29 protein-coding genes and 1 pseudogene are annotated in these 24,260 nt (G+C 37.9%); 20 read left to right on the top strand and 10 right to left on the bottom strand.

The window, feature by feature from the left end:
- Window position 1 precedes the first annotated feature (1 nt).
- Both AC3CH7_RS09325 and AC3CH7_RS09320 read left to right on the top strand, forming a co-directional pair.
- Entirely contained in the window at window positions 2-802 is an 801-nt protein-coding gene (locus AC3CH7_RS09325) for a hypothetical protein (protein ID WP_488381703.1), read from the top strand.
- Window positions 803-929: 127 nt separating this feature from the next.
- Entirely contained in the window at window positions 930-1,403 is a 474-nt protein-coding gene (locus AC3CH7_RS09320) for a DUF4259 domain-containing protein (protein WP_031417907.1), read from the top strand.
- A 182-nt stretch (window positions 1,404-1,585) separates the two neighbouring features.
- Here AC3CH7_RS09320 and AC3CH7_RS09315 read toward each other — a convergent pair whose 3' ends face one another.
- Window positions 1,586-2,620: a YdcF family protein gene (locus tag AC3CH7_RS09315; RefSeq protein ID WP_031417906.1), complete on the bottom strand. Its 1,035-nt coding sequence runs from the start codon at window positions 2,618-2,620 to the stop codon at window positions 1,586-1,588.
- A gap of 241 nt (window positions 2,621-2,861) precedes the next feature.
- Here AC3CH7_RS09315 and AC3CH7_RS09310 point away from each other — a divergent pair, with 241 nt between their 5' ends.
- Genes AC3CH7_RS09310 through AC3CH7_RS09300 form a run of 3 tightly spaced genes read left to right on the top strand, consistent with a single transcriptional unit; the run spans window position 2,862 to window position 4,112 of the window.
- Window positions 2,862-3,296, top strand: a complete 435-nt coding sequence (locus AC3CH7_RS09310) for a GNAT family N-acetyltransferase (RefSeq protein WP_416277611.1) — start codon at window positions 2,862-2,864, stop codon at window positions 3,294-3,296.
- 10 nt (window positions 3,297-3,306) lie between these two features.
- Entirely contained in the window at window positions 3,307-3,780 is a 474-nt protein-coding gene (locus AC3CH7_RS09305; RefSeq protein ID WP_031417905.1) for a nucleoside 2-deoxyribosyltransferase, read from the top strand.
- A gap of 17 nt (window positions 3,781-3,797) precedes the next feature.
- Window positions 3,798-4,112 carry a YbjQ family protein gene (locus AC3CH7_RS09300; RefSeq protein ID WP_025117383.1) on the top strand — a complete coding sequence of 105 codons (315 nt, stop codon included), beginning with the start codon at window positions 3,798-3,800 and terminating at the stop codon, window positions 4,110-4,112.
- A 134-nt stretch (window positions 4,113-4,246) separates the two neighbouring features.
- Here AC3CH7_RS09300 and AC3CH7_RS09295 read toward each other — a convergent pair.
- From AC3CH7_RS09295 to AC3CH7_RS09285, 3 genes and pseudogenes are all read right to left on the bottom strand, one after another.
- Window positions 4,247-4,563 (bottom strand): annotated as a pseudogene (locus tag AC3CH7_RS09295) (transposase); the annotation flags it as partial.
- Between the two features lie 356 nt (window positions 4,564-4,919).
- A complete protein-coding gene (locus tag AC3CH7_RS09290; RefSeq protein ID WP_416277612.1) occupies window positions 4,920-5,288 on the bottom strand; it encodes a hypothetical protein in 369 nt (122 codons plus the stop codon).
- Between the two features lie 78 nt (window positions 5,289-5,366).
- The gene (locus AC3CH7_RS09285; protein ID WP_036163946.1) at window positions 5,367-5,798 is read right to left on the bottom strand and encodes a hypothetical protein; all 432 of its coding nucleotides are present in this window, start codon (window positions 5,796-5,798) and stop codon (window positions 5,367-5,369) included.
- Window positions 5,799-5,891: 93 nt separating this feature from the next.
- On the opposite strand from AC3CH7_RS09285, the gene AC3CH7_RS09280 reads away from it, so the two are divergent.
- The 9 genes from AC3CH7_RS09280 to AC3CH7_RS09240 all read left to right on the top strand — a co-directional run bounded on the left by AC3CH7_RS09280 (window position 5,892) and on the right by AC3CH7_RS09240 (window position 13,655).
- Window positions 5,892-7,580 (top strand): AAA family ATPase, encoded by a 1,689-nt coding sequence (locus tag AC3CH7_RS09280; RefSeq protein ID WP_031417901.1) that lies wholly within the window; start codon window positions 5,892-5,894, stop codon window positions 7,578-7,580.
- Between the two features lie 159 nt (window positions 7,581-7,739).
- Window positions 7,740-8,231 carry a DinB family protein gene (locus AC3CH7_RS09275; protein ID WP_012294813.1) on the top strand — a complete coding sequence of 164 codons (492 nt, stop codon included), beginning with the start codon at window positions 7,740-7,742 and terminating at the stop codon, window positions 8,229-8,231.
- Between the two features lie 273 nt (window positions 8,232-8,504).
- Window positions 8,505-9,011 carry a TetR/AcrR family transcriptional regulator gene (locus tag AC3CH7_RS09270; RefSeq protein ID WP_036161940.1) on the top strand — a complete coding sequence of 169 codons (507 nt, stop codon included), beginning with the start codon at window positions 8,505-8,507 and terminating at the stop codon, window positions 9,009-9,011.
- A 104-nt stretch (window positions 9,012-9,115) separates the two neighbouring features.
- A complete protein-coding gene (locus AC3CH7_RS09265) occupies window positions 9,116-9,535 on the top strand; it encodes a DUF3995 domain-containing protein (protein WP_031417895.1) in 420 nt (139 codons plus the stop codon).
- A gap of 55 nt (window positions 9,536-9,590) precedes the next feature.
- Window positions 9,591-10,205 carry a histidine phosphatase family protein gene (locus tag AC3CH7_RS09260; protein ID WP_036163945.1) on the top strand — a complete coding sequence of 205 codons (615 nt, stop codon included), beginning with the start codon at window positions 9,591-9,593 and terminating at the stop codon, window positions 10,203-10,205.
- An 88-nt stretch (window positions 10,206-10,293) separates the two neighbouring features.
- Window positions 10,294-11,130, top strand: coding sequence for a D-alanyl-D-alanine carboxypeptidase family protein (locus AC3CH7_RS09255; RefSeq protein ID WP_036163942.1), 837 nt, complete (start codon window positions 10,294-10,296; stop codon window positions 11,128-11,130).
- Window positions 11,131-11,284: 154 nt separating this feature from the next.
- Window positions 11,285-11,674: a GNAT family N-acetyltransferase gene (locus AC3CH7_RS09250; protein ID WP_206700975.1), complete on the top strand. Its 390-nt coding sequence runs from the start codon at window positions 11,285-11,287 to the stop codon at window positions 11,672-11,674.
- Window positions 11,675-11,710: 36 nt separating this feature from the next.
- A complete protein-coding gene (locus AC3CH7_RS09245) occupies window positions 11,711-12,106 on the top strand; it encodes a VOC family protein (RefSeq protein WP_012294806.1) in 396 nt (131 codons plus the stop codon).
- Window positions 12,107-12,386: 280 nt separating this feature from the next.
- Window positions 12,387-13,655, top strand: a complete 1,269-nt coding sequence (locus tag AC3CH7_RS09240; protein WP_036161931.1) for a polysaccharide deacetylase family protein — start codon at window positions 12,387-12,389, stop codon at window positions 13,653-13,655.
- A 155-nt stretch (window positions 13,656-13,810) separates the two neighbouring features.
- Here AC3CH7_RS09240 and gltS read toward each other — a convergent pair whose 3' ends face one another.
- Both gltS and hutG read right to left on the bottom strand, forming a co-directional pair.
- Window positions 13,811-14,995 carry a sodium/glutamate symporter gene (gene gltS / locus AC3CH7_RS09235; protein WP_012294804.1) on the bottom strand — a complete coding sequence of 395 codons (1,185 nt, stop codon included), beginning with the start codon at window positions 14,993-14,995 and terminating at the stop codon, window positions 13,811-13,813.
- Window positions 14,992-15,960 (bottom strand): formimidoylglutamase, encoded by a 969-nt coding sequence (gene hutG, locus AC3CH7_RS09230; protein ID WP_036161928.1) that lies wholly within the window; start codon window positions 15,958-15,960, stop codon window positions 14,992-14,994. Before hutG ends, gltS begins: the two co-directional genes overlap by 4 nt.
- A gap of 140 nt (window positions 15,961-16,100) precedes the next feature.
- Here hutG and AC3CH7_RS09225 point away from each other — a divergent pair, with 140 nt between their 5' ends.
- From AC3CH7_RS09225 to AC3CH7_RS09205, 5 genes are all read left to right on the top strand, one after another.
- Window positions 16,101-16,994 carry a LysR family transcriptional regulator gene (locus tag AC3CH7_RS09225; protein ID WP_012294802.1) on the top strand — a complete coding sequence of 298 codons (894 nt, stop codon included), beginning with the start codon at window positions 16,101-16,103 and terminating at the stop codon, window positions 16,992-16,994.
- Between the two features lie 156 nt (window positions 16,995-17,150).
- Window positions 17,151-18,386 (top strand): acyl-CoA dehydrogenase family protein, encoded by a 1,236-nt coding sequence (locus tag AC3CH7_RS09220; RefSeq protein WP_012294801.1) that lies wholly within the window; start codon window positions 17,151-17,153, stop codon window positions 18,384-18,386.
- Window positions 18,383-19,159: an SDR family oxidoreductase gene (locus AC3CH7_RS09215; RefSeq protein WP_012294800.1), complete on the top strand. Its 777-nt coding sequence runs from the start codon at window positions 18,383-18,385 to the stop codon at window positions 19,157-19,159. Before AC3CH7_RS09220 ends, AC3CH7_RS09215 begins: the two co-directional genes overlap by 4 nt.
- Window positions 19,160-19,171: 12 nt before the next feature.
- On the top strand, window positions 19,172-20,215 hold the full coding sequence (locus tag AC3CH7_RS09210; protein ID WP_012294799.1) for a phosphotransferase family protein: 1,044 nt from the start codon (window positions 19,172-19,174) through the stop codon (window positions 20,213-20,215).
- A gap of 358 nt (window positions 20,216-20,573) precedes the next feature.
- On the top strand, window positions 20,574-20,783 hold the full coding sequence (locus AC3CH7_RS09205; RefSeq protein ID WP_375142639.1) for a DUF3955 domain-containing protein: 210 nt from the start codon (window positions 20,574-20,576) through the stop codon (window positions 20,781-20,783).
- Between the two features lie 38 nt (window positions 20,784-20,821).
- Here AC3CH7_RS09205 and AC3CH7_RS09200 read toward each other — a convergent pair whose 3' ends face one another.
- Window positions 20,822-21,307 carry a tetratricopeptide repeat protein gene (locus AC3CH7_RS09200; protein ID WP_012294797.1) on the bottom strand — a complete coding sequence of 162 codons (486 nt, stop codon included), beginning with the start codon at window positions 21,305-21,307 and terminating at the stop codon, window positions 20,822-20,824.
- A gap of 46 nt (window positions 21,308-21,353) precedes the next feature.
- Window positions 21,354-21,785, bottom strand: coding sequence for an SMI1/KNR4 family protein (locus AC3CH7_RS09195; RefSeq protein ID WP_488381702.1), 432 nt, complete (start codon window positions 21,783-21,785; stop codon window positions 21,354-21,356).
- Between the two features lie 191 nt (window positions 21,786-21,976).
- On the opposite strand from AC3CH7_RS09195, the gene AC3CH7_RS09190 reads away from it, so the two are divergent.
- The gene (locus tag AC3CH7_RS09190; protein WP_012294795.1) at window positions 21,977-22,822 is read left to right on the top strand and encodes an alpha/beta fold hydrolase; all 846 of its coding nucleotides are present in this window, start codon (window positions 21,977-21,979) and stop codon (window positions 22,820-22,822) included.
- A 264-nt stretch (window positions 22,823-23,086) separates the two neighbouring features.
- On the opposite strand, the gene AC3CH7_RS09185 is transcribed toward AC3CH7_RS09190, so the two are convergent.
- Both AC3CH7_RS09185 and AC3CH7_RS09180 read right to left on the bottom strand, forming a co-directional pair.
- Window positions 23,087-23,524, bottom strand: a complete 438-nt coding sequence (locus AC3CH7_RS09185; protein ID WP_012294794.1) for a hypothetical protein — start codon at window positions 23,522-23,524, stop codon at window positions 23,087-23,089.
- A 142-nt stretch (window positions 23,525-23,666) separates the two neighbouring features.
- Window positions 23,667-24,248: a GNAT family N-acetyltransferase gene (locus AC3CH7_RS09180; protein WP_012294793.1), complete on the bottom strand. Its 582-nt coding sequence runs from the start codon at window positions 24,246-24,248 to the stop codon at window positions 23,667-23,669.
- Window positions 24,249-24,260 lie beyond the last annotated feature (12 nt).

Genomic DNA, 24,260 nt, shown 5'->3' with positions numbered 1-24,260 from the left:
AATGGATCAAAAGGCAAAGAAAATTTTAATGCAAACATATTGGCAATCTGGTAGATGGAGAGACGGGGAATACACGTATACAGAGGAAGATTTTCAGTATGCGAAAAGGATGGGGCTAATGTTTGATCGCTTAACGATTTCCCATGATGAGTGTATACAAAGACTCCGAAAGCTTCATGATGAAGTGATAACTAAGGATCTTGTAGTGAGGGCATTTTTGCACAGTCTCTCAACACGTAAAGTATATTTACGGAGTGCGTTATCAAGCTGGGCTCTAACTGCACAACTACCGATCCATACGTATCATGAGCGGCCGGAAGAGCTGGTATCCTATAGTGCCTGTGGCTTTTGTAACGAACATAAATTAATGTCGAATGAAGATTATATTAACGAAGATGTCAATGTCCTTAATTTTGAACGAGTGAAGTGGGGAGGTGTTCGCTTAAATTGGCTAGTGTATTGTTTGCTCGATCTAGAATGTTTAATCAAAGAACAAGAGTCATTGATAGTTTGTGCGGCAGATATAGAGATTGTCAAACAGATGCTAGAGGCTATAAAGTCCTGTAAAGATACGGATGCTGCCAGACAATTAGAAAAGCGTTGGAAGGATGTTTTTAAGTCCAACCAATATGAAAGAGATGCAGTTATGGAAATATGGGGGTATGCTGGCCTATTAGTATCGACAGATGATTATCGCAAGGAACGCGGACGGGGAACAGATTTTTTGGCTATGGCAACTTGGAGAGGACAGGACGGTTATTCAGAGGAAAAAGTGAAATTTTATTTTGGCTCTTATCTATAAAAAGAAGCTTTTTTTGCAATGATTATAGAGTGCTCAGAAGTTGATTGTTTGCCGTGGCTCTTTTTCATGACGGCTTCATTAGCTTAACAAGCACTAAAATCCTATATGAAGGGCGAGGTGCGACAGGATGGGCGCATGGGGCTATAAAGCATTGGAAAGTGATGAAGGATTAGATGTAGTTGGCATGGTACGGGATTATATAGAACATCATCAAGAATTAACGTATATTCCATTATCGAACATTGTACAGAAAATGAAAAGTAAAGGATTTTTTGGGGAGACCATAGAGGATGTTGACTTTTTCTATGATGTTAGTGCAATGGCGTTAGCCGAGTTGTATATAGATTATCTTGATAATGGGGAATTTTGTGGTCATAAAAGCATCCATTCACAAAAACAACTGATGGCAGACGAAGACTCCTTGGCATTTATTTTAAACTATTTAAAAGACATTCGGGATGAGATGCCAGATCAATACGGAGAGAGAGAAATTATAGAACTATGGCGTGAGTCTGAGAATTGGCTTGAATGGTCATCTAATCTTGCCTATCTCATACAGAGAATCGAGCTCGATATTAGCCGTTTGCAACAAAAGGAATGATAGTAAATGCCTTTTACTTGTAATTTCTATTAAGATATAGGCTTTGGAGGACAATGATGACTCTACTTTTTAGGCTCTGTCCTACACATATACATTGTTTTTTCACAACGTGCAGAGGTGCTTAGTATGAAAACACCATGAAAGGATTCGAACACGATAGTGTATGGAATCCTTTCAACAGATTAGACAAAGAAAAAGCTGAATAGGGCAAATAAGATGGAAATAATAATAATTGGGGCGATCAATTTCATATGTCGTTTCCGTTCTAAAACAACAATTGCCACATATTCACGAATCATGGCATTTGGCCAATAGTAAAAGGCTGTTTTCGATCCAATGCCCTGACTGTTTAAGCCAGCAAGTCTGGCATAAATTCCTGCACGGAACAAGTGAAAATTATTTGTTGTAAAGATACTGTTATATGCTTCGCCTTGTTTGATATCGTCCATGATTTGTTTCGAAAATAACATGTTTTGATACGTATTAACAGAACGATTTTCTTGTAGCGTATGCTCAATAGGAATGCCTTTTTCAATTGCATACCTTTGCATGGCCTCTGCCTCTGGTAAATTTTCATCAGATCCTTGACCACCAGAAAAGATGATGGTAGGAGGGGTGCTCACTGTTGCTTGTTTATGATAGAAATCGATTGCTTTTTGAATGCGGCTAGCTAACAGGGGCGGCACCTTGTCATTAATTAAGCCACTCCCCAGCACAATGATAAAATCTTGATTATACTTGGGGCGATTAAATTGGTATAGAAAATAAGCTGATAAGAAATTAGATAAATGGATAAAGAAATAAAACGTAATAAGGGATACTCCAGCAAATATCGGTTGGAGATGGCTTGAAAACAAGCTAGCAGGATAGATAATCGGTAGCAGGATAAATAATAAAATACCAAGAGCCACTAGCAAGGTTAAAGAATTAGCCAAGCGTCTACCTTCCCGTTTCATTAATACTCTAGCATTTAAAAACAGACCGAACATTAAAGCAATAATTGCAAAGGGGATGAGAAGAAATAGGGCAATTAGTGGAATAACGACAGCCATTCTTAAAAAGTAAAAATCAGATGAAAAGGAAACAATAAAGCAGAATAACAGAAATGAACAGACAAACATATTAAATAGTAGTCCGTTGATCATCTTTCTCGGATCTTTCCAATAAGAAAAGAGAAAAATGAAAAATAGAATTAGTGGAATAATGCCAAAATACATAAAAATACACCTCTAGTGATGTTGTGGATGGATGATATCTTTCTATTATAAGGAATTATTAGCTGAAATCAACTAACTTCCAGCAAGAGCAATAACATAGACCTTCAAATAAGGAATCGAATAGTATCGATTTGCGTTAAATACATAGAGATCAAACCATTCTTGCTCTCACACTATTTGTTCAAGCATCACGAAGATAAAATATTTCTGTTATACTATCAAACAGATAGAGGTGATGAACATGTATATTGTAGCGATAGAAGGTCTACCCTATGATTGGCTCGAGTCCTTGCAAGAACTACATGCCCATGTCTTTGATGGTGCTATACTAACTGCTGAAAAGCTAGCGATGAAAAATGGCCTTCTTTGCCTCCTGGCGGTAGAGGATGCACATGTAATCGGCTTTAAACTAGGATATCCACATCCCGATGGTGTATTTTATAGCTGGTTGGGTGGTGTTCATTTCACAAAGAGAGGTCAGGGGATTGCTGGAAAATTAATGAAAAAACAGCATGAACATATTAAAGCATTAGGCTTTAACAAGGTTCGTACATATGGCAGGAATACTCGCAAAGCTATGCTCATTGCCAATCTTAAGCATGGTTTTGATATTACTTCAACATTTGTGGATAAAAAGGGAAGACATAAAATCATTTTCGAAAAAACAATAGATTGAGGAGTTCAACATGAAAGCATATTTAGCAAATGGATTATTTTCTTTAGGAGATCGTTTAGTAAATGAACAACTAGCAGCAGCAATTCGTGAAGCAGTACCAGACATTGCCTTATATGTTCCGCAGGAGAATGATGCCATCAATGATAAATCGGCTTACGCGGATAGTTTAGCAATTGCTCAGGCAGACTTAGAGATGCTACAAAATAGTGATGTATTAATTGCCGTATTAGATGGGGTTGAGATTGATTCTGGTGTGGCTGCGGAAATTGGGGCGTTCTCCATGCTGAATCGTCCTATTATTGGTGTACTGACAGATGTTCGCCAACAAGGACGAGATAATATGCAAAAAATAGAGGCATTGGTACGAGATGGGCTTGAGAATCAGTTTGTCTACCGTAATTTATTTGTAATTGGTTTAATTAAACGTAACGGGGTTATTACATCTTCTATTGAAGAGGCTGTGGAAGCTATACAAAAATTGTAACACGAGGAGGAATAATGATGCTATTAGCAACGTCAGATGTTGTAGCTGGAAAAGAAGTGATTGAAACATTAGGTTTAGTGAAGGGGAATTCTGTGCAGTCAAGAAACATTGGGCGTGATATGATGGCTGGACTTCGAAATATTGTGGGCGGAGAGATGAAAGAGTATGCTGAAATGTTAGTGCGCTCCCGTGAAATAGCCACACAGGCAATGGAGGAAGAGGCCAAACAATTAGGCGCAGATGCTGTTGTTGGCGTTCGTTATGCAACGTCTTCCGTGATGGATGGTACATCAGAAGTATTAGTATATGGCACAGCTGTCAGATTAAAATAATATAGTAAATGAATTAAAGTCCTTTCAGACTGTCGACAAAAGGAATTGAGAAGTTCACACTCGATTCCTTTTGTCACTTTTTTTCTTTCATTATGTTTAAAAATGGTAATTTGATATCCCATAAAACAGACTCTTCAAGTATAACAACTCTTTGAAGCCGCCAGCCACGTCCAAGTAGCTAGTTTCTTTAAATTCATGGTAGCAAGAGAGTAAGCATCGCCTACATGGACAATTTTTTCAGACCTCTAGGTTGTCCATCGCATACCATGCTTTTCCTTTGCATCGGCAAAGACATGCTCAATCGTTTCTTTACGCTTGCATAAATTTGTTTGATGTCATAGGAATGGCGTAAATGTTCAGCTTCCTCCACATACAGTTCTCCAATATGGCGTTGAATGAGCTTTTTGTGATTCTTACTTTCTATACATTGGGAAAGGCTTGGACACTTCGCACCATTCAAAAGTTTCGATGTTTCTCAAAAATTTACCTATGTAGATGGGGTACTTTATGTAGAAGTTGATGGGAACGAAGGGCGGTGACTCCAGTGGGAAAAGCGGGAAAGTCGAGATCCTGGACTGAGCGAAGCGAGGGAAGCAGCTCGACCCCGCCCGCGGAAAGCGTCCGCCCATAGTGGAAATCAACGGCTTTACTTTATTTAATCAAATGAATGAATGTCCTTTTTTCGAGTCTCCATTTTTGAATATAAAATTTTGTTTCAGTCTATGCAACAAAATGATCATTAGCAGATAAAAAAGAGGAATCGGACTTCGATTTCTCTTTTTCTTGTTATGGACAAACCATTCTATTTTATCTAACAGTTAAAGGTATCGTTTCTGTTTGGTTATCCCAGTTTATGGTGATTTCAACCTCTGTACTTTCAACTGCATTGGAGCATCCGTTAGCCATTATGAAAACACCATTTTTATCCAATGAATCTGAACCAGAAGTTTCTGTTTCATGCTGGAGAGTATAGTCAATTTGCTTAGGAAGAGGTTTATCGCCTATATACCGAATAGTACCACTTGTAGCACCACAATGTTCTTGTTTCATTTTGTCATAGGTTACCTCAAACTGTACTTCCCAGTTCTCATTTTCACCTGAAAAAGTCAAAGCCTTTGGTATACAACCAAATAAGAACAACATACAAAGGGAACTAATAAAAAGTTTAATCCTCATCTTTACCCCCTTCAAAAGGTATGGGAACTTATATCACGGATAGGAATATCCATTAGCATGGAGTGTGTCTATGTTTTTTTACTGAAAAAGCTTTTCTATGAATGACATATCGAAATCACTTGTAAGTTTGTAATCCTTCATATAGTTTTCTTCATATAAATAAACAAATAAATGTTCGGCATCATCTAAACGTAAGCCAACTTCACGGTCGCTGTTAATTTCCAATGTTATCCAATAAGCCTCTGTAAAATTAGATTTAGTAAACCATACTTTTTTTAATGGTTGCTCGTTCAGTTGCTGCATGATTTGATTCATTTCTGTTGCATCTGTTATCGTTATTGTCTTTTCATCTGAGGCACGAATAATTTCAATCGACTTAATTTCCTCTACATCAAGTCGTTCCGTAACCTCCGTTGAAAAATCCGTGTCACGTGTTAACAGCATTGTAGAGATATACAGAATAAGTAGTGGTAGTAAAATGCCTAGAACTATTTTATATCTTTTTTTCATGCTCTTCTCCTTAAATTCTAAAAATTCGCACATATGTATTCTTATCCACGCTATAATTGAGCATATACTGAAATGATAAAGGAAGGCAATAAAATGACACATAATCATGTAGAAAAAGAACTTTTTTATCCAGATGGAACGATCATGTATCAAGGTGGTGTCAAAAAGAATGATTTTGGTCACGATATTTATGACGGCAAAGGCATATTATTTGACCAAGATGGTGAACGATTATTCGAGGGTGAATTCGTCAATCATATGAAACAAGGAAATGGCAGGATGTATTTAAAAGGGCAACTTATTTATCAGGGCGAATTTATTCAAAATAAAAAACAAGGTCATGGCATTTTATATAAGGATGGTTTCATTCATTATGAAGGGCATTTTCGGAACGATTTAATGGATGGTTATGGCGTTTTATATTATAAAGAAGATCTCATTGCCCCTTATCATTCTTTGCGAGAACAATATCCTCATTTAAATCAGCCACAGTATGAGGGTGATTTTGTTCATGGCATGAAAAAGGGTAAAGGCAAACAATACTATCCAAATGGTTTTTTACAGTACGAAGGTGATTTTATTTGGCATCATATGCAGGGGGCGGGGAAGCTCTATTATTCTACGGAATCACCGACAGCTGAGGAGCTTTCTCTTGGTGTGACAACGCTCCAATATGAAGGCTACTTCTTTGAAGATATGAAGCATGGTAAAGGAAAAATCTATTCTCGACAAGGGGTCCTACAAGCTGAAGGCCAGTTTAAAGAGGATGCGATGACAGGACAAGGAGTACTTTATTATGCAAATGGACAGGCCTCTTATATAGGGGAGCTAGTGCAGGGCAAAAAGCATGGACGTGGTGACTTTTATAATGAAGAAGGAAAGCTTATTTACAGTGGCGAATTTATCGATGATGAACGGTTGCGGATTACGCCTGAAATCGAGCAAGAGATAGAGAAACTACAAATGCAGCTGGATAGTCTTGTAGGTCTGCCAAATGCCAAAAAGGAACTACATAATTTAATTAACTTTATAAAAATTCAAAGTTTGCGGGTGGACCATGGCTTAACAAGTTTTCCTATTACCTATCATCTTGTGTTTTCTGGCAATCCGGGCACAGGAAAAACAACAGTGGCACGTATTATCGGTCAAATTTATAAGTATCTAGGTGTACTATCTAGCGGTCATTTTGTGGAAACTGATCGTGCAGGACTTGTAGCAGGATATGTGGGACAGACAGCATTAAAGGTTCAAGAAGTGGTCCATAAAGCAAAAGGAGGTGTTCTTTTCATTGATGAAGCTTATTCCTTGATCAATGATAAACAAGATGCGTTTGGCAAGGAAGCCATTGATAGTTTATTAAAAGCGATGGAGGATTTACGAGATGACTTAGTGATCATCGTAGCCGGTTATACAGAGCTTATGGATGAATTTTTACAATCAAATCCAGGCTTTAAATCACGTTTTAATCATTTTGTACAGTTTGATAACTTTAGTACGCAGGAACTCTATGAGATTTTTGCTATGCTTTGTCAAACGAATGACTATCATTATGGTGAATCCTTTGCCCATCATATGAAAAGGCAGCTGAATCAAATACCAATAGAAAACATCTCTAATTTCTCGAACGGTCGTTATATTCGAAACTTATTTGAAAAACTAGTAACCATTCAGTCAAACCGGCTAATCCAACAGGCAACGATTACAAAGGAACAGCTGATGACATTTGAGGAGCATGACATCTTATTGGGCATGGCGGAAAATTTATTTGATAATACTTTTTAAAAATAATATGGTTGTGGGTCTGCTCTAGTGTGAGTCGGCTAGTCGATAATTAAATTAAAAGCCTTAGCTGGAATAAAGAGCGAAATAAGCAAAAGAAAACAACTAGTCTAATAGTTCTCAACATAGGAAGGGTATTCACCAAATGGGAGGGAAAAGAAAATGGATGTAAAGACACTTTTATTACAACAATGGACTAGCTGCTTAGATCAGGAAGACTGGTTTCCACCGCTTGAAAAAGTGCTAGAGGATATTACGCTTGAACAGGCAATCTGGAAACCGATTGAGGGGACAACGAATTCCATTTGGGAAATCGTTTGTCATTTACTTTTCTATAAAAAGCGACTCCTCATGCGATATTTTGGTGAAACAGAGAATGAACCGCAGGCAGAAAATAATGACGCTACTTTCCGTTTACCAACTTTGACGTTGCAAAATTGGAAGGATACAAAAGAGGAATATTTGTATGTACATCGTGAACTTGAAAACATATTAGCAAAATCAACACAAGAGGAATTGGAGAGGGAGGTCCGTGGAGAACGAACATTAGTACTTGAACTGAAGAGTATTGCCATGCATGACGCCTATCATATTGGACAAATCGTCTGTCTAAGTAAAATGCTAGGGGGCTGGCCAGGGCAACGCGACTGTTAAAAAGGATTCTGTAGAGCATAGGAACGTCCAACTCGGATGTTCCTATATTTTATACCAGAGCAATGACAATGCCGAAAGAAAAGGGGGAAGCGAATGAAAAAGCTCATAGCCTTTATTCTAGTTTGTGCTATTTTACCACGTGTGCTCACCATCAATTTTACAGTGAATAACCATATCAATGTTCATCATAAAGGCGAGAAAAGTTGAAGAGTCATAACTAAAGTGGTAATATAAGACAAAACATACGCTATCGTATTTTACAGGAGGATGATCATGCAAGTAACGAGAGATGATTGGATAAAAGCTGGCCTACAACAATTAGCAGAAGACGGTATACATAAAGTACGTATCGAGGCACTAGCTCGATCCTTAAACATTAGTAAAGGCAGCTTTTATCATTATTTTCGTGATCATCAGCAACTATTAGAGGCCATGCTCGATTATTGGGAAACACATGCAACAAAGGCCATTATTGAAAGTATGAAGCAGGAAGGAGCTACATTAGAAGAGCTCTTGCGTATAAGTTTTCATAAAGATAAGAAAATAGAAATGGGCATCTATGCTTGGTCTAAATATGATGCCCATGTCGCTACTCGCATTGTTCAAATTGAGGAACAACGAATTGACTGTGTTGCCAAGCTTTATCAAAAAAAGGGTATGGATGGAGAACAATCAATCGATCGAGCAAGGCTTGCTTATTTAACCTATGTTGGCTGGATGACTCGATATGAAGCCAACCCTCATTTTGATTTAGAGAAAATGGTGAAGCTGCTGTTATAGCAATTGATGAGTCCCTAAGAAGGTAAATAACGAATTTCTAGGGACTATATTTATCCTCTAAACATACGATGGCATATGTTGTTACTAGAAAGGGAGGAACGACTATGTTTATTTTATCACTAGTTTCAGTGTGTCTATTATCGTTGATAAGTATTATTCATGTATATTGGGCATTCGGCGGGGGCTGGGGGGCTGGAGCTGTTATTCCCATGAAAGAAGGCAGTCAACAAGCAGTTTTCAGTCCTAGAAGATGGGGAACTCTCAGTGTGGCGATGCTCGTTCTAACAGCGAGTGTTCTCATTCTTGTCCAAGGGGGGTATATAACTGCCATCCCTGCCTCCACCTATTCAAAAGTGGGATGTATCATCTGTGCTATTGTTTTTAGTATACGAGCAATTGGTGATTTCAAATATGTTGGTTTTTTTAAAACCATCAAGCATTCTCAATTTGCTAAACATGATACGAAGTTATACAGTCCCTTATGTTTGTTTTTGGGCTTCGTTTATATCATGTTATTGCTTTAAAAGTATGAATCCTCTAACATGATGAGAGTAAGCTATTGATAGGGGGAACCAATTAATGCAGCAATTGATTTACTTACTTCGTCATGGGGAGACTGAATATAATTCGGAGGGAAGATATCAAGGACAACTAGATTCACCTCTTACGGAGCTTGGTCGAGAGCAAGTGCAACAAAATGCTCGGATGCTGAAAGCCTTCATCGGTCATGCTCATGATTGGAAAATTATATCAAGCCCACTCGGAAGAGCCGTGGAGAGCACAGAAATACTTTGTGAAACGATTGATTACGATAAGAATAATGTGGAGTTTGATCAACGATTAACAGAAGTGGCAGTTGGGCAATGGGCTGGATTAAAAATGTCAGAGATTCAGCAAACTTGGCCTAATTTATTGTTGAACACAGATGCCTTTAATTGGTATTTCCATGCGCCAGATGGGGAAAGCTATGAACAGGTAGTAAACAGATTGTCCTCTTGGCTTAAAGAGATTCAGCAGCATCATCCAAAAGTGATTGTTGTCTCACACGGTCTAACGGGACGTATTTTACGAGGGATTTATGCAGGACTTCATAAAGAAGATGCACTTAAATTAGAGGTTTCTCAAGATGTGTTTTTTAAATTAGCTAATCAAGAAGTGACAAGAATTTGTTCTAATTTCGAAGATGATTATTAACGGATAAAAGCGTATTGGAGCTTTTTTCTTCTAAACTTAAGGAATATTCAAAATTGCCGCCTATTATAATGTGTAGGAGGCGTTTTTTATGAAAAAATCGGTCTTATTTTGCTGTATAATTATCGTGATTTTCGTTTTCTATTATACAAACAAAACACAAGAGTTTGCACAGCTGGAGCTACCATCCTTACATAGTAAAAATGCTTTGCTACTGAATGAACAGGGCGAGGTATTATTTGAAAAAAATGCGGATGCCATTATTTATCCTGCTTCATTAACTAAGATTATGACTGCTATTGTTGCGATTGAAATGACGGATGATTTACAAATGCAAACAATTGTCAAACCACAAACAATTGCCAAATATACAGCTCAAAATGCCTCTATGGCTGGCTTTCATGCAGGTGATTTTGTCACGATTGAAGATTTATTATATGGCACATTGCTTGCATCAGGAGCAGATGCATCGGGTACTCTTGCTGAAGCCATCGCTGGCAGTGAGGATGAATTCGTCACTTACATGAATAATAAAGCGCAGGAACTTGGCATGGACACTACGCATTTTGTCAATACAAGTGGCCTACATGATGAGGCACATGTATCAAGCCTACAGGATATTAGTAAGCTTCTCCGTTATGCATTAGAAAACCCTACTTTTTATCGAATATTTACTTCGAAAACATACACGACACATGTTCCTACAGCATTGCTAATATCTAATTCATTATTTACGAGAATGCCTGGCATGGATGGAACAATCTTGGGCGGAAAAACGGGATATACGCCAGAGGCAGGGTTATGTCTAGCATCTTTAATGGAAAAAGATGGGCGAAAATTTCTGTTTATTACGACAAATGCTCCAGGCTATGCTTGGACACCACCCCCGCATATCGAAGATGCTTTGACAGCCTACGATGCTCTATAATGGTTGGTTATTTATGTTAAACTATAAATGTTTGTGAGGGAATGAAAGAAATAAATAAATAACAGTTGCCAAATACCATGGAGGTAGAGGAATAGTGAACCAACACCCATTTAAAATTATCCCGTATAACCCCACATATGCGGAACAAACCGTGATGATGTGGCGAGACAGCAAGAAGCAGGCTATTGGCCAGGAAGAAAGGCATAGCATGGAAAGCCATATTTATTTTTTAAACCATATATTACTTGAAGAATTTCAAATAGATATAGCGCTAATGGATAATCAAGTCATTGGAATAATTGCTTATAATGAAAGTGAAATTAGTCAGCTATATATTCATATTGATTATCAAGGATTAGGGGTAGGCCAAACATTACTAGACAAAGTAAAAAAACAGTCGAATGGGAGATTAACACTATTTACGTTTGAAGTAAATAAAAACGCACAACGGTTTTATGAAAAGAATGGATTTACTATTATTGGAAGAGGGTATAAAAATGAAGAGAATTTACCGGATATTCAATATGAATGGATAAATAAATGAATAGGTAAAAAATTTGTTGAAAAGGAGCTTATCCATTTGTCACAAGGACTTATTCACCATATAGAAATAAATGTTTCTAATTTGCACAACACTATTCATTTTTGGGGATGGTTTTTAGAGGAATTAGGTTATCAACCTTTTCAGGAATGGGAAAGTGGTCGGAGCTGGAAAATAGACGACACCTATATTGTTTTTGTCCAAACGAAAGAAAGGTTTATGGATATCGCTTATCATCGAAGTCGTGTAGGTTTAAATCATTTAGCGTTTCATGCAAGTTCCCGTCAACAGGTGGATGATATGACAAAGAAACTAAGAGAAAGGGGTGTTACTATTCTTTATGCCAATAAGCATCCTTTTGGAGGGGGAGAAGAGCATTACGCTGTATATTTTGAGGACCCTGATAGAATAAAGGTTGAATTAGTAGCACCATAAATTTTATGCTTACAGCATGGCATACGTTGTTCGTATTGTTAAAACGCTTCTAATATTGGGAATCACTTGAAGCAAGAAATGTTGGTGCAGAAATCAACATGATGGATGCATAGTTTTATAGAAAATAGGGTAGGAGTACTGTATCCATGACTTTCTAAAAAACTTGAATTTGGAATCTAGTTGATTATAACTATTTTCTGGTATAGACGATTACTCTATAATGAAAGTTAAATCTTAGCAATTTTACAGACATGGAAAGACATCAAGGGCGGTGTAAATAATGAAAAAATTTTTACCTTATGCTTATGCTTTTTGTTTGACGTTTTTACTAGGCTTAATGATGGGGCAGCTGACAGCAAGTGCTGAAGGATCAGTAAAGATTCAAAAGGTTAATAAAGATGCGGTTATTTTCGAGGAGCCATCCATAAATAGCACGCCAATCGGAGAAGTGGTGAAGGGCAGCTTCATCCAAGTAACCCAAGCAAGTAAAGGGTGGACACATATTCAAACGCCCGAACAGGCCGGCTATGTGACAACCGACGTTTTAGTTAAGGTAAAATCGGAGGGATATTTAGTCATTCAGAAGGGTGGCACTTCTTTATTTACGGAGCCAAGTCAAAATGCTCGGCATGTTGGTCAACTATACGAAGGACGTATGGTATATGTATATGGCACAGCACCGGGAGGCTGGTCTTTCGCCCAATACGGTGAAGATATAGGCTATGTAGCAACAAATGCTCTCAAGAAACCTGTACCAACAAAGAAGCAAATCTATGCTCCAAATGGTGCTGTTTTACGCTTGACGGCTAGTCCAAGTGGAGAAGTTTTAGGAACGTTGTCAAATAAGTTGACTGTACAGCATTACATAACGCTTGCGGGCTGGGCTTATGTAGAAGCGGGCGACCAAAAAGGGTATGTCAAAGCTTCTGAATTAGCCAATATCCAGCTTACTAATAATAAAGTTTATAATAAAGGTGTGCCAGCACCAAAGGGTTCAAAAAAACGTGTAGCTTTAACCTTTGATGATGGGCCAGACGCCAAAGTAACACCGCAAATATTAGCTACTTTACAAAAATACGATGCAAAGGCAACATTTTTTATGGTTGGGAGAAATGTTCCAAAAAACGCTACAATCGTCAAGCAAATCTATGACGCTGGGCATGAAATTGGCAATCATACATCAAACCATAAAAAATTAACTGCTTTATCTATCTCGGGTGTCAGACAAGAAGTAAATGGCACAAGCAATGCCATCTATGCAGCGATTGGTCAGTATCCAACTGTTTTCCGTCCACCATATGGGGCGACAAATGAACAAGTTCGTTCGGTAATGACAATTCCTTCAATCTTGTGGTCCATTGATACGCTTGATTGGAAGCATCATAATCCAGATAAAATTTTAGCGTATGTGAAAGCATCTGTAAAAGATGGCAGTATTATTTTAATGCATGATATCCATCAAACGACTGCCAATGGTTTAGATAATGTCCTTCTTTATTTACAAAAGCAAGGCTATGAGTTTGTTACTGTTAGTGAAATTTTACAATAATATACGATCTAAAATCTAAATCCGATCATTTTTCAGGATTTAGATTTTTTTGTTGGGTGAATTCTTTCAATGAATTTTGAGTGGAACTGGAGTAGTGACCTTACCATAATGGAAAAAGCCGTACTAGTCTTTTAGAGACAAAGCACGGCTTTTATTTATTTAAATAAATTAATAGTTGTAATAATAATAGGAATACCAAACACGTCGATTAAAAAGGCGCCTACAATTGGTACAACGAGAAATGCTTTTTTAGAAGGACCGAAGCGTGAGACAACGGCTGACATATTGGCCATGGCATTCGGCGTTGCGCCTAGTCCATGCCCTGCGAAACCGGCAACCATCACGGCCGCATCGTAGTTTTTGCCGAGTAATTTAAACAAGACGAAGGTACTGAATACAACAATAAAGAATACTTGCGCAAAGACGATGATAAATAATGGAAGCGCTAAATCAGCAATTTCCCATAATTTAATACTCATCAGTGCCATTGAAAGGAAAACACCTAATGTCACATCGCCAATTAATGAGATACTCTTCATATTGATTGCTTCAGGTTTAAATTTGTCCATAATATTGCGGACTAAGACAGCTACAAACATAGCCCCTACATAGCCTGGCAGAACGAAGCCTGTCGCTTCTGAGAATAATGTTCCAACATAAGTACCGACAGCCATACAGAACGTAATTAATAAAACTTGAGTAAAGAATGAATCAGATGTAATTTGTTCATGTTTATTTTCATATTCGATTTCTTCAGCTTCTTGTTCATCGGGTGTTAAATTGTATTTTCCAACTAAATATTTAACGATTGGACCACCAATTAAACCACCAGCCACTAAACCACAAGTTGCAGCTGCGGCACCAATTGTCATCGCTGAGGAAATGCCTAAATCTTCTAATGTTTGTCCAAATGCAGCTGCGGCACCATGACCGCCTTCCATAGACACGGCACCAGCCATCATACCAATCAGAGGATGAATCCCCATTAATGATGCCAGAGAAACACCAATTACATTTTGCATGAGGGCAAGGAAGCCACACGCTAGCCAGTATATAATAAGTAATTTTCCGCCAAGCTTAACAAGCTTAAAGCTTGCTCCTAAGCCGATGGTTGTGAAAAACGTGATCATAAACAAGCTTTGTAATGATGTATCCAGTGAAATTTCTAAAGTTCCAGTAGTCTTTAAAATGGTCGCTAGTGCAGCAAACAGTAAGCCACCGACCACTGGTGCTGGAATACAAAATCGTTTTAAAAAACCAATTTTATTAATGAGAAAGCCGCCTAATGCAAAGAGTGCTACGGCTAGAAACACCGTTGTAATTTGATTAATTTCGATCATAAACCTTGCCCCCCAAGTAAGTTGTTCAGTGCTTCATAGACAAAATAGGCACCTAATTTAACCGTTCGTCCGTTTTCATCTAATGATGGATTAACCTCGCAAATATCAAAAGAGTGTGTATGTGGATGCGAAGTCACTTTTTGAAGAATCGTACGCACAGTTGTCGGTTCAAGTCCAAACGGTGAAGGTGCACTTACGCCTGGTGCTGCTGCTGCGTTTAAAACATCCATACATAATGTTAAAAGCACATAATCGTGTTGATCCATATAATGCTGTAAATCATCCATTAACGGCTGAATATTGGCCGCTGATGTCATGTCATCTTCTATTACATACTTCACTTGTAGCTCATCTGCTTTTTCGAATAGCTCTTTTGTATTGCCATAGCGTTGTATGCCAACAACAAAATAATCGACATGTGGATCTTGCTCTAAAATTTGACGGAACATTGTACCAGAAGAAGGCTGCTCGTCATATGGTCGTAAATCAAAATGAGCATCGATATTGATAATGCCGATTTTTGCGTCCTTTGGTAATGCCGCACGAACACCTAAATAATGACCGTACAGTGTTTCGTGACCACCACCGAGCACAACACATTGTAATTTCTTTTGTAGGAGAGTGCTAACAACATCACCAAGCTCTCGCTGTGCCTCCTCTAGTGCGTGATTGAGACAAATGATGTTCCCTACATCAATGATTTGTTGCTCCTCCTCAAACGTCCACGGTAAACTAGATAGTCCTTCACGTAGTGCGTTTGGTCCATTTGCTGCTCCTACTCGACCTTGATTTCGACGTACACCCTCATCGCAAATAAAGCCAATTATTGCAGCACCTTTCTTATCTGAAGCGCTTACATCATTCATCGCGATTCGTTTGACTTGTTGATGTAAACGGAAACTGCTTCTATTTGTTGTAGAATCTATACGGCCTTTCCATTGTTTTTGATCTGTCATTGTGTACATAATCTTATCATCCCCATTGCAAATATTATTGTAGAAAAAATATTGTTGTAATTCATTATATATTCACATAATTATAATTACTAATATATAATTAATATCAATCTATAGCTTTAAACTATAAATGAGGGAGGATCACCGTATTGGATATTAAACAACTACAATATTTTATCGCTGTTTCAGAGCATATGAATTTCTCGAAAGCCGCAGAAAGACTGCATATTTCGCAGCCTTCCTTAAGTAATGCCATCAAAAAATTAGAACATGAGATTGGCTCCCCCTTATTAGACAGAAATACTAGAAATCTGCAGTTGACGGAAGCTGGTGAGGTGCTATTTGAACGTGCAAAAGTTATTGTGAAAAATATGGAAGTGCTAAAAAAAGAAATGGATGAAGTCGTTGTACATGGCACGAGTGAAATTACGATTGGTGTGATGGAATCAATCAAGCATTGGCTTCCTAAAGTAATTGCCAACTATAAAAAAGACTATCCGCAAATGATGATCCATTTAGTGGATATTTTAGGCAGTAAGCGTGTGAAAAAATCCTTGAAAAGCTATAAAACGCATTTAATTATTACCAATCAGCTGATGGATGATCCTGAGCTTGAAGTTAAGACCTTATATGAGGAGCGTTTAGTAGCTGTTTTACCCCTACATCATCCATTAGCGAAGAAAGAGACTTTATCGATTTCAGATATTAGTGCAGAGCCTTTTATTATAAGTACAGAAGGATTTCAAACAAGACGTGATATTTTGAATACTTTTGAACAAGCAGGGAAGAGCATTGATATTCAATTTGAAATTGAACGCTTTGAAACGGCTGTATCTCTTGTCAGAGAAAATTTAGGGATAACCATCTTACCAGAAAACTATTTACAAGGCCCGACAGCTAAAACCATTGTTAAAAAGGAAATTGAAGGAGCGAATCTATGTCGGAATGTTTATTTGGTGTACTTAAAAAATCGCCATTTACCATTTGCTATCCGTCAATTACTGAAAGATGTACTGCAATTTTTTGAAACGAAAACAATGTAAACTAATCCAATTGCTATATACATGAAATTTTCCTTTTAATTAGAAAATTCATGAAATGGAATTGATTTACTAGAAAAATAGCGGTAACATTTAATGTAAGAATAAAATGAACAATCATTCATTTTTTCGGAGTTCAAGCAAAGGGGGTTTCTTCCAATGAATTTTTCCTATAGTGAAAAAGTTGTGAAGTTACAGGACAAGCTGACGAATTTTATGGAGCAATACATCTATCCGAATGAGGCCGTTTATGCTGCACAAATCGAGGCGATGGAGGATCGTTGGGGAGCGATTCCACCCATTATGGATGAGCTAAAGCAGAAAGCGCAGGAGGCTGGTTTATGGAATTTATTTTTACCAGATAGTGAATATGGAGCGGGTTTAACCAATCTAGAATACGCTCCATTATGTGAAATTATGGGACGTTCACTATTGGCGCCAGAAGTGTTTAATTGTAATGCACCAGATACAGGTAATATGGAGGTACTAGTTCGCTATGGTTCCACACAACAAAAAAAGCAGTGGCTTGAACCGTTATTACATGGGGAAATCCGATCCTGCTTTGCGATGACTGAACCTGCAGTTGCATCGAGTGATGCCACGAATATTGAGGCAAGTATTGAACGAGATGGTGATGAATATATTTTAAATGGTCATAAATGGTGGACAACAGGTGCTGGTGACCCACGCTGTAAAGTAGCTATTTTTATGGGTAAACATAAAGATTCAACAGCCCCTATTCATGAGCAACAATCTATGATTCTAGTACCAATGGATACGCCAGGAGTAAAAGTGGAGCGCATGTTAACGGCTTTTGGCTATGATCATGCACCAGAGGGACATGGAGAGGTTACCTTTACGAATGTACGCGTACCCATAGACCATATTTTATGGGGAGAGGGAAAAGGCTTTGCCATTGCTCAAGGTCGCTTAGGCCCAGGAAGAATTCATCATTGCATGCGTCTTATTGGCGCAGCGGAACGGGCATTAGAGGAAATGTGTGTTCGTGTACAGGAGCGTCATGCATTTCACAGACCTCTAGCAGATCAAGGAGTGATGCGTGAACGAATTGCTGAGTCCCGTATTGATATTGAGCAAGCAAGACTTTTGACTTTAAAGGCTGCTTATATGATGGACACGGTGGGCAATAAAGAGGCAAAAGCAGAAATTGCCATGATTAAGGTTGTTGCACCGAATATGGCATTGAGAGTTATAGACAGAGCGATTCAAGCATTTGGAGCTGCTGGTGTAGGGCCTGATACAACACTTGCTGCACAGTGGGCAAACTCTCGAACATTACGATTAGCAGATGGACCAGATGAAGTACATCGTAATACAGTTGCCAAACTAGAGTTAAAAAAGCATGCGAATAAACATAAGGAGCTGGTGAAATGACTGTATTGGAATTATTTAGCTTACAGGGGAAAACAGCCATTGTGACAGGAGGGGGACGAGGACTCGGTGCGCAAATTGCCCAAGGCTTTGCAGAGGCTGGAGCCAATGTTGTCTTATGCTCGCGAAAAGTGGAAGCCTGTGAGGAGGTTGCGACAGCTCTTGAAAAGTTAGGGGTTCAAACATTAGCGTTAGCCTGTGATGTGACAAAACCAGAGGATATTGCAAATGTTGTGGCGCAAACGATGACTACGTTCGGTAAAATTGATATTTTAGTCAATAACAGTGGTGCCTCATGGGGAACTCCTGCTATCGATATGCCTTATGAAGCCTGGCAAAAAGTATTTGATGTCAATGTGAATGGAACATTTCTAATGAGCCAAGCAGTAGGCAAAAGGATGGTAGAGCAGAAAACCGGGAAAATTATTAATATTGCTTCCATCGCAGGGCTTGGTGGTACTCTACCTGCGTTTATGGATACCGTTGCCTATAATGCAAGCAAAGGTGCTGTTATAACATTAACGAAGGATTTAGCTGTCAAATGGGGACCTTATGGTGTACATGTCAATGCCATTGCACCGGGTTTTTTTCCAACCAAAATGTCCAATGTATTAATTGAACGAGGTCAAGATTATTTGATGGGTGCTACACCTTTAAAAAGACTTGGCTCCGAAAATGATTTAAAGGGTGTGGCGTTATTTCTAGCATCAGCGGCATCAGATTATGTGACAGGGGACGTCGTTGTTGTTGATGGGGGCATGAGTGCCATTATTTAAGGGAGGGATAAGATGGATACAATGCAAGTAAGGTCAAGTGAACGACTAGATGCAGTCAAATTGCACGCTTTTTTAGAAAGCCATTTTTCTGAACTACCACAGGGTCAATTGGAAATTTCACAATTTAGTGCTGGTCATTCCAATTTAACATATTGCTTGAAAATAGCTGATTTTGAAGTGGTTCTTCGTAGACCGCCACTTGGTCCGGTTGCTAAGAAGGCCCACGATATGCAGCGGGAATTTACAATTTTATCGGCATTGCATCCATTTTTACCTGCGGTTCCAAAACCTTATGTTTATATTGAGGACCGAGACATCATTGGTAGCGATTTTTTTTTAATGGAGCGCAAAAAAGGTATCGTCCTCGACACCTATTTTCCAAAAGGAATAAAACCGACTGAGGAACTAGCCCGTCAGCTGTCTGAAAAGATGGTTGACTCATTAGTAGCACTTCATGCAATTCCATATGAAGACACGCCGCTAAAAGATATGGTGAAGCCTGACGGATTTATGGAACGACAGGTACATGGTTGGATCGAGCGCTATGAAAAAGCTAAAACAGCAGAGTATGCTGAAGTAAAAGCTTTGACAGACTGGTTAAAAAAACATATTCCTCTTAATAAGGAGGCAACCATTATTCATTATGACTATAAATTGAATAATGCTATGTTCTCTGAGGACTATTCCGACATGATTGGTTTATTTGATTGGGAAATGACCACAGTAGGGGATCCACTAGCTGATGTAGGTGTCGCGATGAGTTATTGGATGCAAGCGGATGATCCAAAAATGCTATTACATGCACTAGGCGACCCACCCGTTACGGTTTTGCCAGGATTTTATTCTCGTCAGCAATTTATGGAACGTTATGCTGAAAAAAGTGGGAGAGATATTTCAGACATTCAGTATTATTGTACATTCGCTTATTTCAAATTAGCCGTCATTTGTCAGCAAATCTATTATCGCTATGCCAAAGGGCAAACACAGGATGATCGCTTCGCTCAAATGGATAAAATGGTCGCTGCCTTAATACAACAAGCTTCGGCTTCTATTTAATCGTTGGAAAAACAGTTACTTTTTTTATAGGAGTAGCTGTTTTTTTAAAAACCTTGTAACAGATTATCCGACATTAGAATATTGTTAGTAAGTATCGCTCGCACAAAAATTACTCAACTAACAAAACGTACACAGGTAAAAATAATTTAAGAGAGGTGGAATGTATGTTCTTATTTTATCATATATTCTATCTTTTTGCGAAAGAATGAGTAGGGGATAAAAACAATAACAATTTATTGTTTTTCGATAAAAAAATATTGACTTAAGATGTGATGATAAGTATTATAACTATAGCAAATCAAAAAATATGTTTGATAACAATCACATACAATAATTAAATTATTTGGAGGAAGACATGATGAAGAAATATTTTTTAGCTACCATTCCTGTGATGGTAGGTGTTTTATGCTTATTGATAAAAGGAATTATTGGCGATGAGGTACTGGCAAACGGAGTAATTGTGGAGAAGAACTTCTTTTTAATCCCGTTGAGCTATTTATTTTTCTTTAGTGGCATACTAACACTGATCTTTTTTTCAACATTAAAAACACAAAATGTCGCAAAATAACGCTAAAAACAGGCTTTTCATAGAAGCCTGTTTTTTTGTTAAGACCATGTTTGATCGAGCTTGTTGCTGTAATAATGAATAGCTTTTTTGTAATCTATAATACCTTGATGGTTGGTTGTGATGACTAAAGTATTTAATAATGTTTCCATAGATTTTGCATGTTCACCAAGATTATAAAGTGTCATAGCATAAAAAACCTTGACATGCTCTGCTTCAGGAAATTCGTGGATCGCTTGTTCCAATGTCCGTTTTGCTTGTTCGTACAGCCCCAATGTCCGATACGTGCTACCTAAACCTAGATAGGCATCCAATAGAATATCCGGTTCTAATCCTAATTGAATGGCTTTTTCATAGTGGGGAACAGCTTCTTTTTCTTGTCCTAAAGAATCGTAGGTCCAGGCACATTGAAATTGGTAATAAGCATTTTCAGGTTTTTCATTGACCAACTTCACCATTAATTGGTTGGCTTCCTTCAGCTGGCCATTCTCTCTCAATGTTAGTACTTGCTCTAATTGTTTATCCATTATTAATCCCCTTGTTTGTAATGTATTGCATTAAATAGGTTATCATTCAAAAAAAATTTTCTTCGATCAGCTGCTCGAAAGAATCAGCTAATAATAGGATTGTACCATGATCACAAAAGAAAAACTTTCCAGATGAGTCCATAAAAATGGGATTCCCTCCACCATCCATTGAAATGACATAGCTAGTGTCCAGGCTATTTGGAGAAAGGACATCACTGAATTGTTGACGAAATGCCAGCGTTAAATCGATGACTGTTTCATTTCCTATACTGGAACCATTAGAAAAAGCATGAATTGCTAATCCTGCATAGGCTCCCCCAAACATTTTAATGAACTGCACGTAATCCTTATGGAATTGTACACTGAGCATCTGTTGAGCACAGATAGTTTCCTCTTCACTAGCTGGTTCGCCTAATAATGTGTGGTGTTCCATATTGAGTAGAAATACCTTCAAACGTTCTAATAGACTTTCTTTCATTTCCTCCCACCCTTTAGTAGATGCTTCCTTCATTATATAATCAATAATTTGCTAGAAACCAGTAGTAATGGTATTGTTTGTGTGAAAGAAAAATACATGAGGTGAATAGAATGCTGGAGCGTTCGATGGAAAAGACACGGGAATGCAAAGAGGAAAGGGAGTGATAGATTAATAAGAAAAGAGGAAAAAAAATGAAAAGTGAACAAAAGATTATTTGTGATGGATTTGAATTACATTATTATATAAAAGGGCAGGGTGAGCCTATTTTAGTCGTAGGGAGCAGTGTATATTATCCACGACTGTTCTCAGAAAACCTTTCCCAGCATTTTCAGCTTATTTTTTTAGATCATCGTGGATTTGTGAAGCCTCCTCGTCGTTTAAAACAAGAAGATTATACCTTGGAGAAAATAGTCGACGATATTGAACAAGCCCGACAATTGTTAAAGTTAGAGCATTTCATTATTTTAGGGCACTCAGGTCATGCATTTATGGCGATGGCGTATGCCAACACATACCCTCAACATGTTCGGAAGGTGATTTTATTAAATACAGCTACAACGAATAGCCAAGAAAGACAACAGCAAAGTCTGTCCTATTTTGAAGCCACTGCCAGTATTGCGCGAAAAAAACAATTTGAACGGGAGATTGCTTTCTTAGCGCAAGATCTAAAGAAGGAACCGGAACGACGTTTTGTTCATATGTGTATTCGTATGGGTGCACATAGTTTCTATGATTATTCGTACAATGCTACTGCCATGTGGGAAGGCGTTTATACGAATATGGAAGTGATCGATTATCTTTGGGGAAAAGCCTTTGCTGAGCAGGATCTTTTACACCTAACTCGATCATTTAGCAAACCCGTTTTTGTCGGACTAGGGATGTATGATTTTTTAGTTGCCCCTGTTTCACTATGGGACGCGATAGATGATACTTCTCAAGTAAAGAAAGTTATATTTGAAAAAAGTGGTCATAACCCTATGTTTGAAGAGCCCGAGTTTTTTGATAAACAGCTCATTAATTGGATAAACGAAGGGTAATTTTTTAAAACTTAGAGCAGTGGGTAACATTTATATGTTATCGTACTGCTCTTTCTTATGTAGAAAGAGGGAGCCATTAACGATGAAAATCTTTCAAAAATCTTGTTTGATTTTTCGTCGCCTATTCCCTCTGGTTAGGTAGGTGATTTTGACTATTCGTTGTAGACGTACTCTCGCCCGGGATGACTATCGAATACAAGTAGGGAAAACTCATGACGAATCATCAGACAAAAAGGCTGCTTCCAAAAGGGAAGAGCCCATGCATTAGCTACCTGTATTAGTTTTGCTTAGGGCATTCACTTGCTGGCAGTCAATAATTACCGGTTTAGCGGTGTCATCGATTTGAAGGAAATACGCACAGCAGCTATGTGGATCGAGATAGAGAAAGTAAATACCACAAAAACAATGGCCATCAGAAAGATAGATATCTACTAATGTCCCTGGGTCGAAACGTTCTAATTGACTACAAACACAGCCTTCACAATGTTTTTTATCTTTGCTTCTTATGTGGTTTTCCAACTGTTTTTTTCTGTCTTGAGAACTATTATAATACTTGATGCGATAAGAATCATCTTCAGCCATATCATCTATGCCGTAATAGTGACCTGTGCAATAGTTCTTCGATTCACAATAGCATTTAGAAAATTTATGATAATTATCTAAATCTCTATCCAATCTTGTTAAATATCGATTTTCATCCATTCTTGAAACGCTCCTTTATGGTTTGAATGTTAATTCCTGCGCCAATCTTCTATTTCTAATCTATGTAAAAGAGTTATCTTGAGCTGGTAATATGTCCATCTAACTGTCATTTAAAAGAAAAAACTAGACTCCTAAATAGAGTCTAGTTTTTTGAATGACTTACATAATCTTCTTTCAGTAGTCCATATATTTCTAGATCAACAACGCCTTTGCCAGACCATAATGTTGCTTGTCGTAATAAACCTTCATTGATAAAGCCATTCTTTAGTAGTACTTTTTTCGAAGGTTCATTTAATGGCATGACTTCAGCTTGAATTCGATTTACCTGAACCTCCTCTATAAGATAATTCACGACCATTTCAACTGCCTTCGTAGCAATGCCTTTTCCCCAAAAATCTTCTGCTAAGTAATATCCAATTGTCACCATATTTACTTTCTGATTAAAGTCCATAGCTTCAATAATACCCACTAATTTATTACTATGGGACGCTTCAAAAATACCCCATTTTATTCTACTTTTCTTCTTAAAGTCTCTTTCGAAATGCCCAATCATTTTTTGAACGGTTTGAAGGTTGTGTTTTGGAATAATACCACAAAACTCGAAAACCTTATTATTATCATAGATGGCAAACAAATCTTCCACATGAGACGCTTCTATTTTCTTTAATGTTAGACTAGTCGTATGTAGCAAAGGGAATTGAGTAAAAACCTTTTCAATCATCATTTTTTTGGCTCC

Source organism: Lysinibacillus sp. F12, assembly GCF_057773605.1.
Note: the sequence above shows the minus strand (reverse complement) of the source record. Positions and strands in the feature narration are given on the sequence as shown.

Excerpts from the sequence above, each read along its gene's own strand:
- AC3CH7_RS09325 (WP_488381703.1), top strand. The coding sequence starts at position 2 with ATGGATCAAAAGGCAAAGAAAATTTTAATGCAAACATATTGGCAATCT.
- AC3CH7_RS09320 (WP_031417907.1), top strand. The coding sequence starts at position 930 with ATGGGCGCATGGGGCTATAAAGCATTGGAAAGTGATGAAGGATTAGAT.
- AC3CH7_RS09315 (WP_031417906.1), bottom strand. The coding sequence starts at position 2,620 with ATGTATTTTGGCATTATTCCACTAATTCTATTTTTCATTTTTCTCTTT.
- AC3CH7_RS09310 (WP_416277611.1), top strand. The coding sequence starts at position 2,862 with ATGTATATTGTAGCGATAGAAGGTCTACCCTATGATTGGCTCGAGTCC.
- AC3CH7_RS09305 (WP_031417905.1), top strand. The coding sequence starts at position 3,307 with ATGAAAGCATATTTAGCAAATGGATTATTTTCTTTAGGAGATCGTTTA.
- AC3CH7_RS09300 (WP_025117383.1), top strand. The coding sequence starts at position 3,798 with ATGCTATTAGCAACGTCAGATGTTGTAGCTGGAAAAGAAGTGATTGAA.
- AC3CH7_RS09290 (WP_416277612.1), bottom strand. The coding sequence starts at position 5,288 with ATGAGGATTAAACTTTTTATTAGTTCCCTTTGTATGTTGTTCTTATTT.
- AC3CH7_RS09285 (WP_036163946.1), bottom strand. The coding sequence starts at position 5,798 with ATGAAAAAAAGATATAAAATAGTTCTAGGCATTTTACTACCACTACTT.
- AC3CH7_RS09280 (WP_031417901.1), top strand. The coding sequence starts at position 5,892 with ATGACACATAATCATGTAGAAAAAGAACTTTTTTATCCAGATGGAACG.
- AC3CH7_RS09275 (WP_012294813.1), top strand. The coding sequence starts at position 7,740 with ATGGATGTAAAGACACTTTTATTACAACAATGGACTAGCTGCTTAGAT.
- AC3CH7_RS09270 (WP_036161940.1), top strand. The coding sequence starts at position 8,505 with ATGCAAGTAACGAGAGATGATTGGATAAAAGCTGGCCTACAACAATTA.
- AC3CH7_RS09265 (WP_031417895.1), top strand. The coding sequence starts at position 9,116 with ATGTTTATTTTATCACTAGTTTCAGTGTGTCTATTATCGTTGATAAGT.
- AC3CH7_RS09260 (WP_036163945.1), top strand. The coding sequence starts at position 9,591 with ATGCAGCAATTGATTTACTTACTTCGTCATGGGGAGACTGAATATAAT.
- AC3CH7_RS09255 (WP_036163942.1), top strand. The coding sequence starts at position 10,294 with ATGAAAAAATCGGTCTTATTTTGCTGTATAATTATCGTGATTTTCGTT.
- AC3CH7_RS09250 (WP_206700975.1), top strand. The coding sequence starts at position 11,285 with ATGATGTGGCGAGACAGCAAGAAGCAGGCTATTGGCCAGGAAGAAAGG.
- AC3CH7_RS09240 (WP_036161931.1), top strand. The coding sequence starts at position 12,387 with ATGAAAAAATTTTTACCTTATGCTTATGCTTTTTGTTTGACGTTTTTA.
- gltS (WP_012294804.1), bottom strand. The coding sequence starts at position 14,995 with ATGATCGAAATTAATCAAATTACAACGGTGTTTCTAGCCGTAGCACTC.
- hutG (WP_036161928.1), bottom strand. The coding sequence starts at position 15,960 with ATGTACACAATGACAGATCAAAAACAATGGAAAGGCCGTATAGATTCT.
- AC3CH7_RS09220 (WP_012294801.1), top strand. The coding sequence starts at position 17,151 with ATGAATTTTTCCTATAGTGAAAAAGTTGTGAAGTTACAGGACAAGCTG.
- AC3CH7_RS09215 (WP_012294800.1), top strand. The coding sequence starts at position 18,383 with ATGACTGTATTGGAATTATTTAGCTTACAGGGGAAAACAGCCATTGTG.
- AC3CH7_RS09210 (WP_012294799.1), top strand. The coding sequence starts at position 19,172 with ATGGATACAATGCAAGTAAGGTCAAGTGAACGACTAGATGCAGTCAAA.
- AC3CH7_RS09205 (WP_375142639.1), top strand. The coding sequence starts at position 20,574 with ATGAAGAAATATTTTTTAGCTACCATTCCTGTGATGGTAGGTGTTTTA.
- AC3CH7_RS09200 (WP_012294797.1), bottom strand. The coding sequence starts at position 21,307 with ATGGATAAACAATTAGAGCAAGTACTAACATTGAGAGAGAATGGCCAG.
- AC3CH7_RS09195 (WP_488381702.1), bottom strand. The coding sequence starts at position 21,785 with ATGAAAGAAAGTCTATTAGAACGTTTGAAGGTATTTCTACTCAATATG.
- AC3CH7_RS09190 (WP_012294795.1), top strand. The coding sequence starts at position 21,977 with ATGAAAAGTGAACAAAAGATTATTTGTGATGGATTTGAATTACATTAT.
- AC3CH7_RS09185 (WP_012294794.1), bottom strand. The coding sequence starts at position 23,524 with ATGGATGAAAATCGATATTTAACAAGATTGGATAGAGATTTAGATAAT.
- AC3CH7_RS09180 (WP_012294793.1), bottom strand. The coding sequence starts at position 24,248 with ATGATGATTGAAAAGGTTTTTACTCAATTCCCTTTGCTACATACGACT.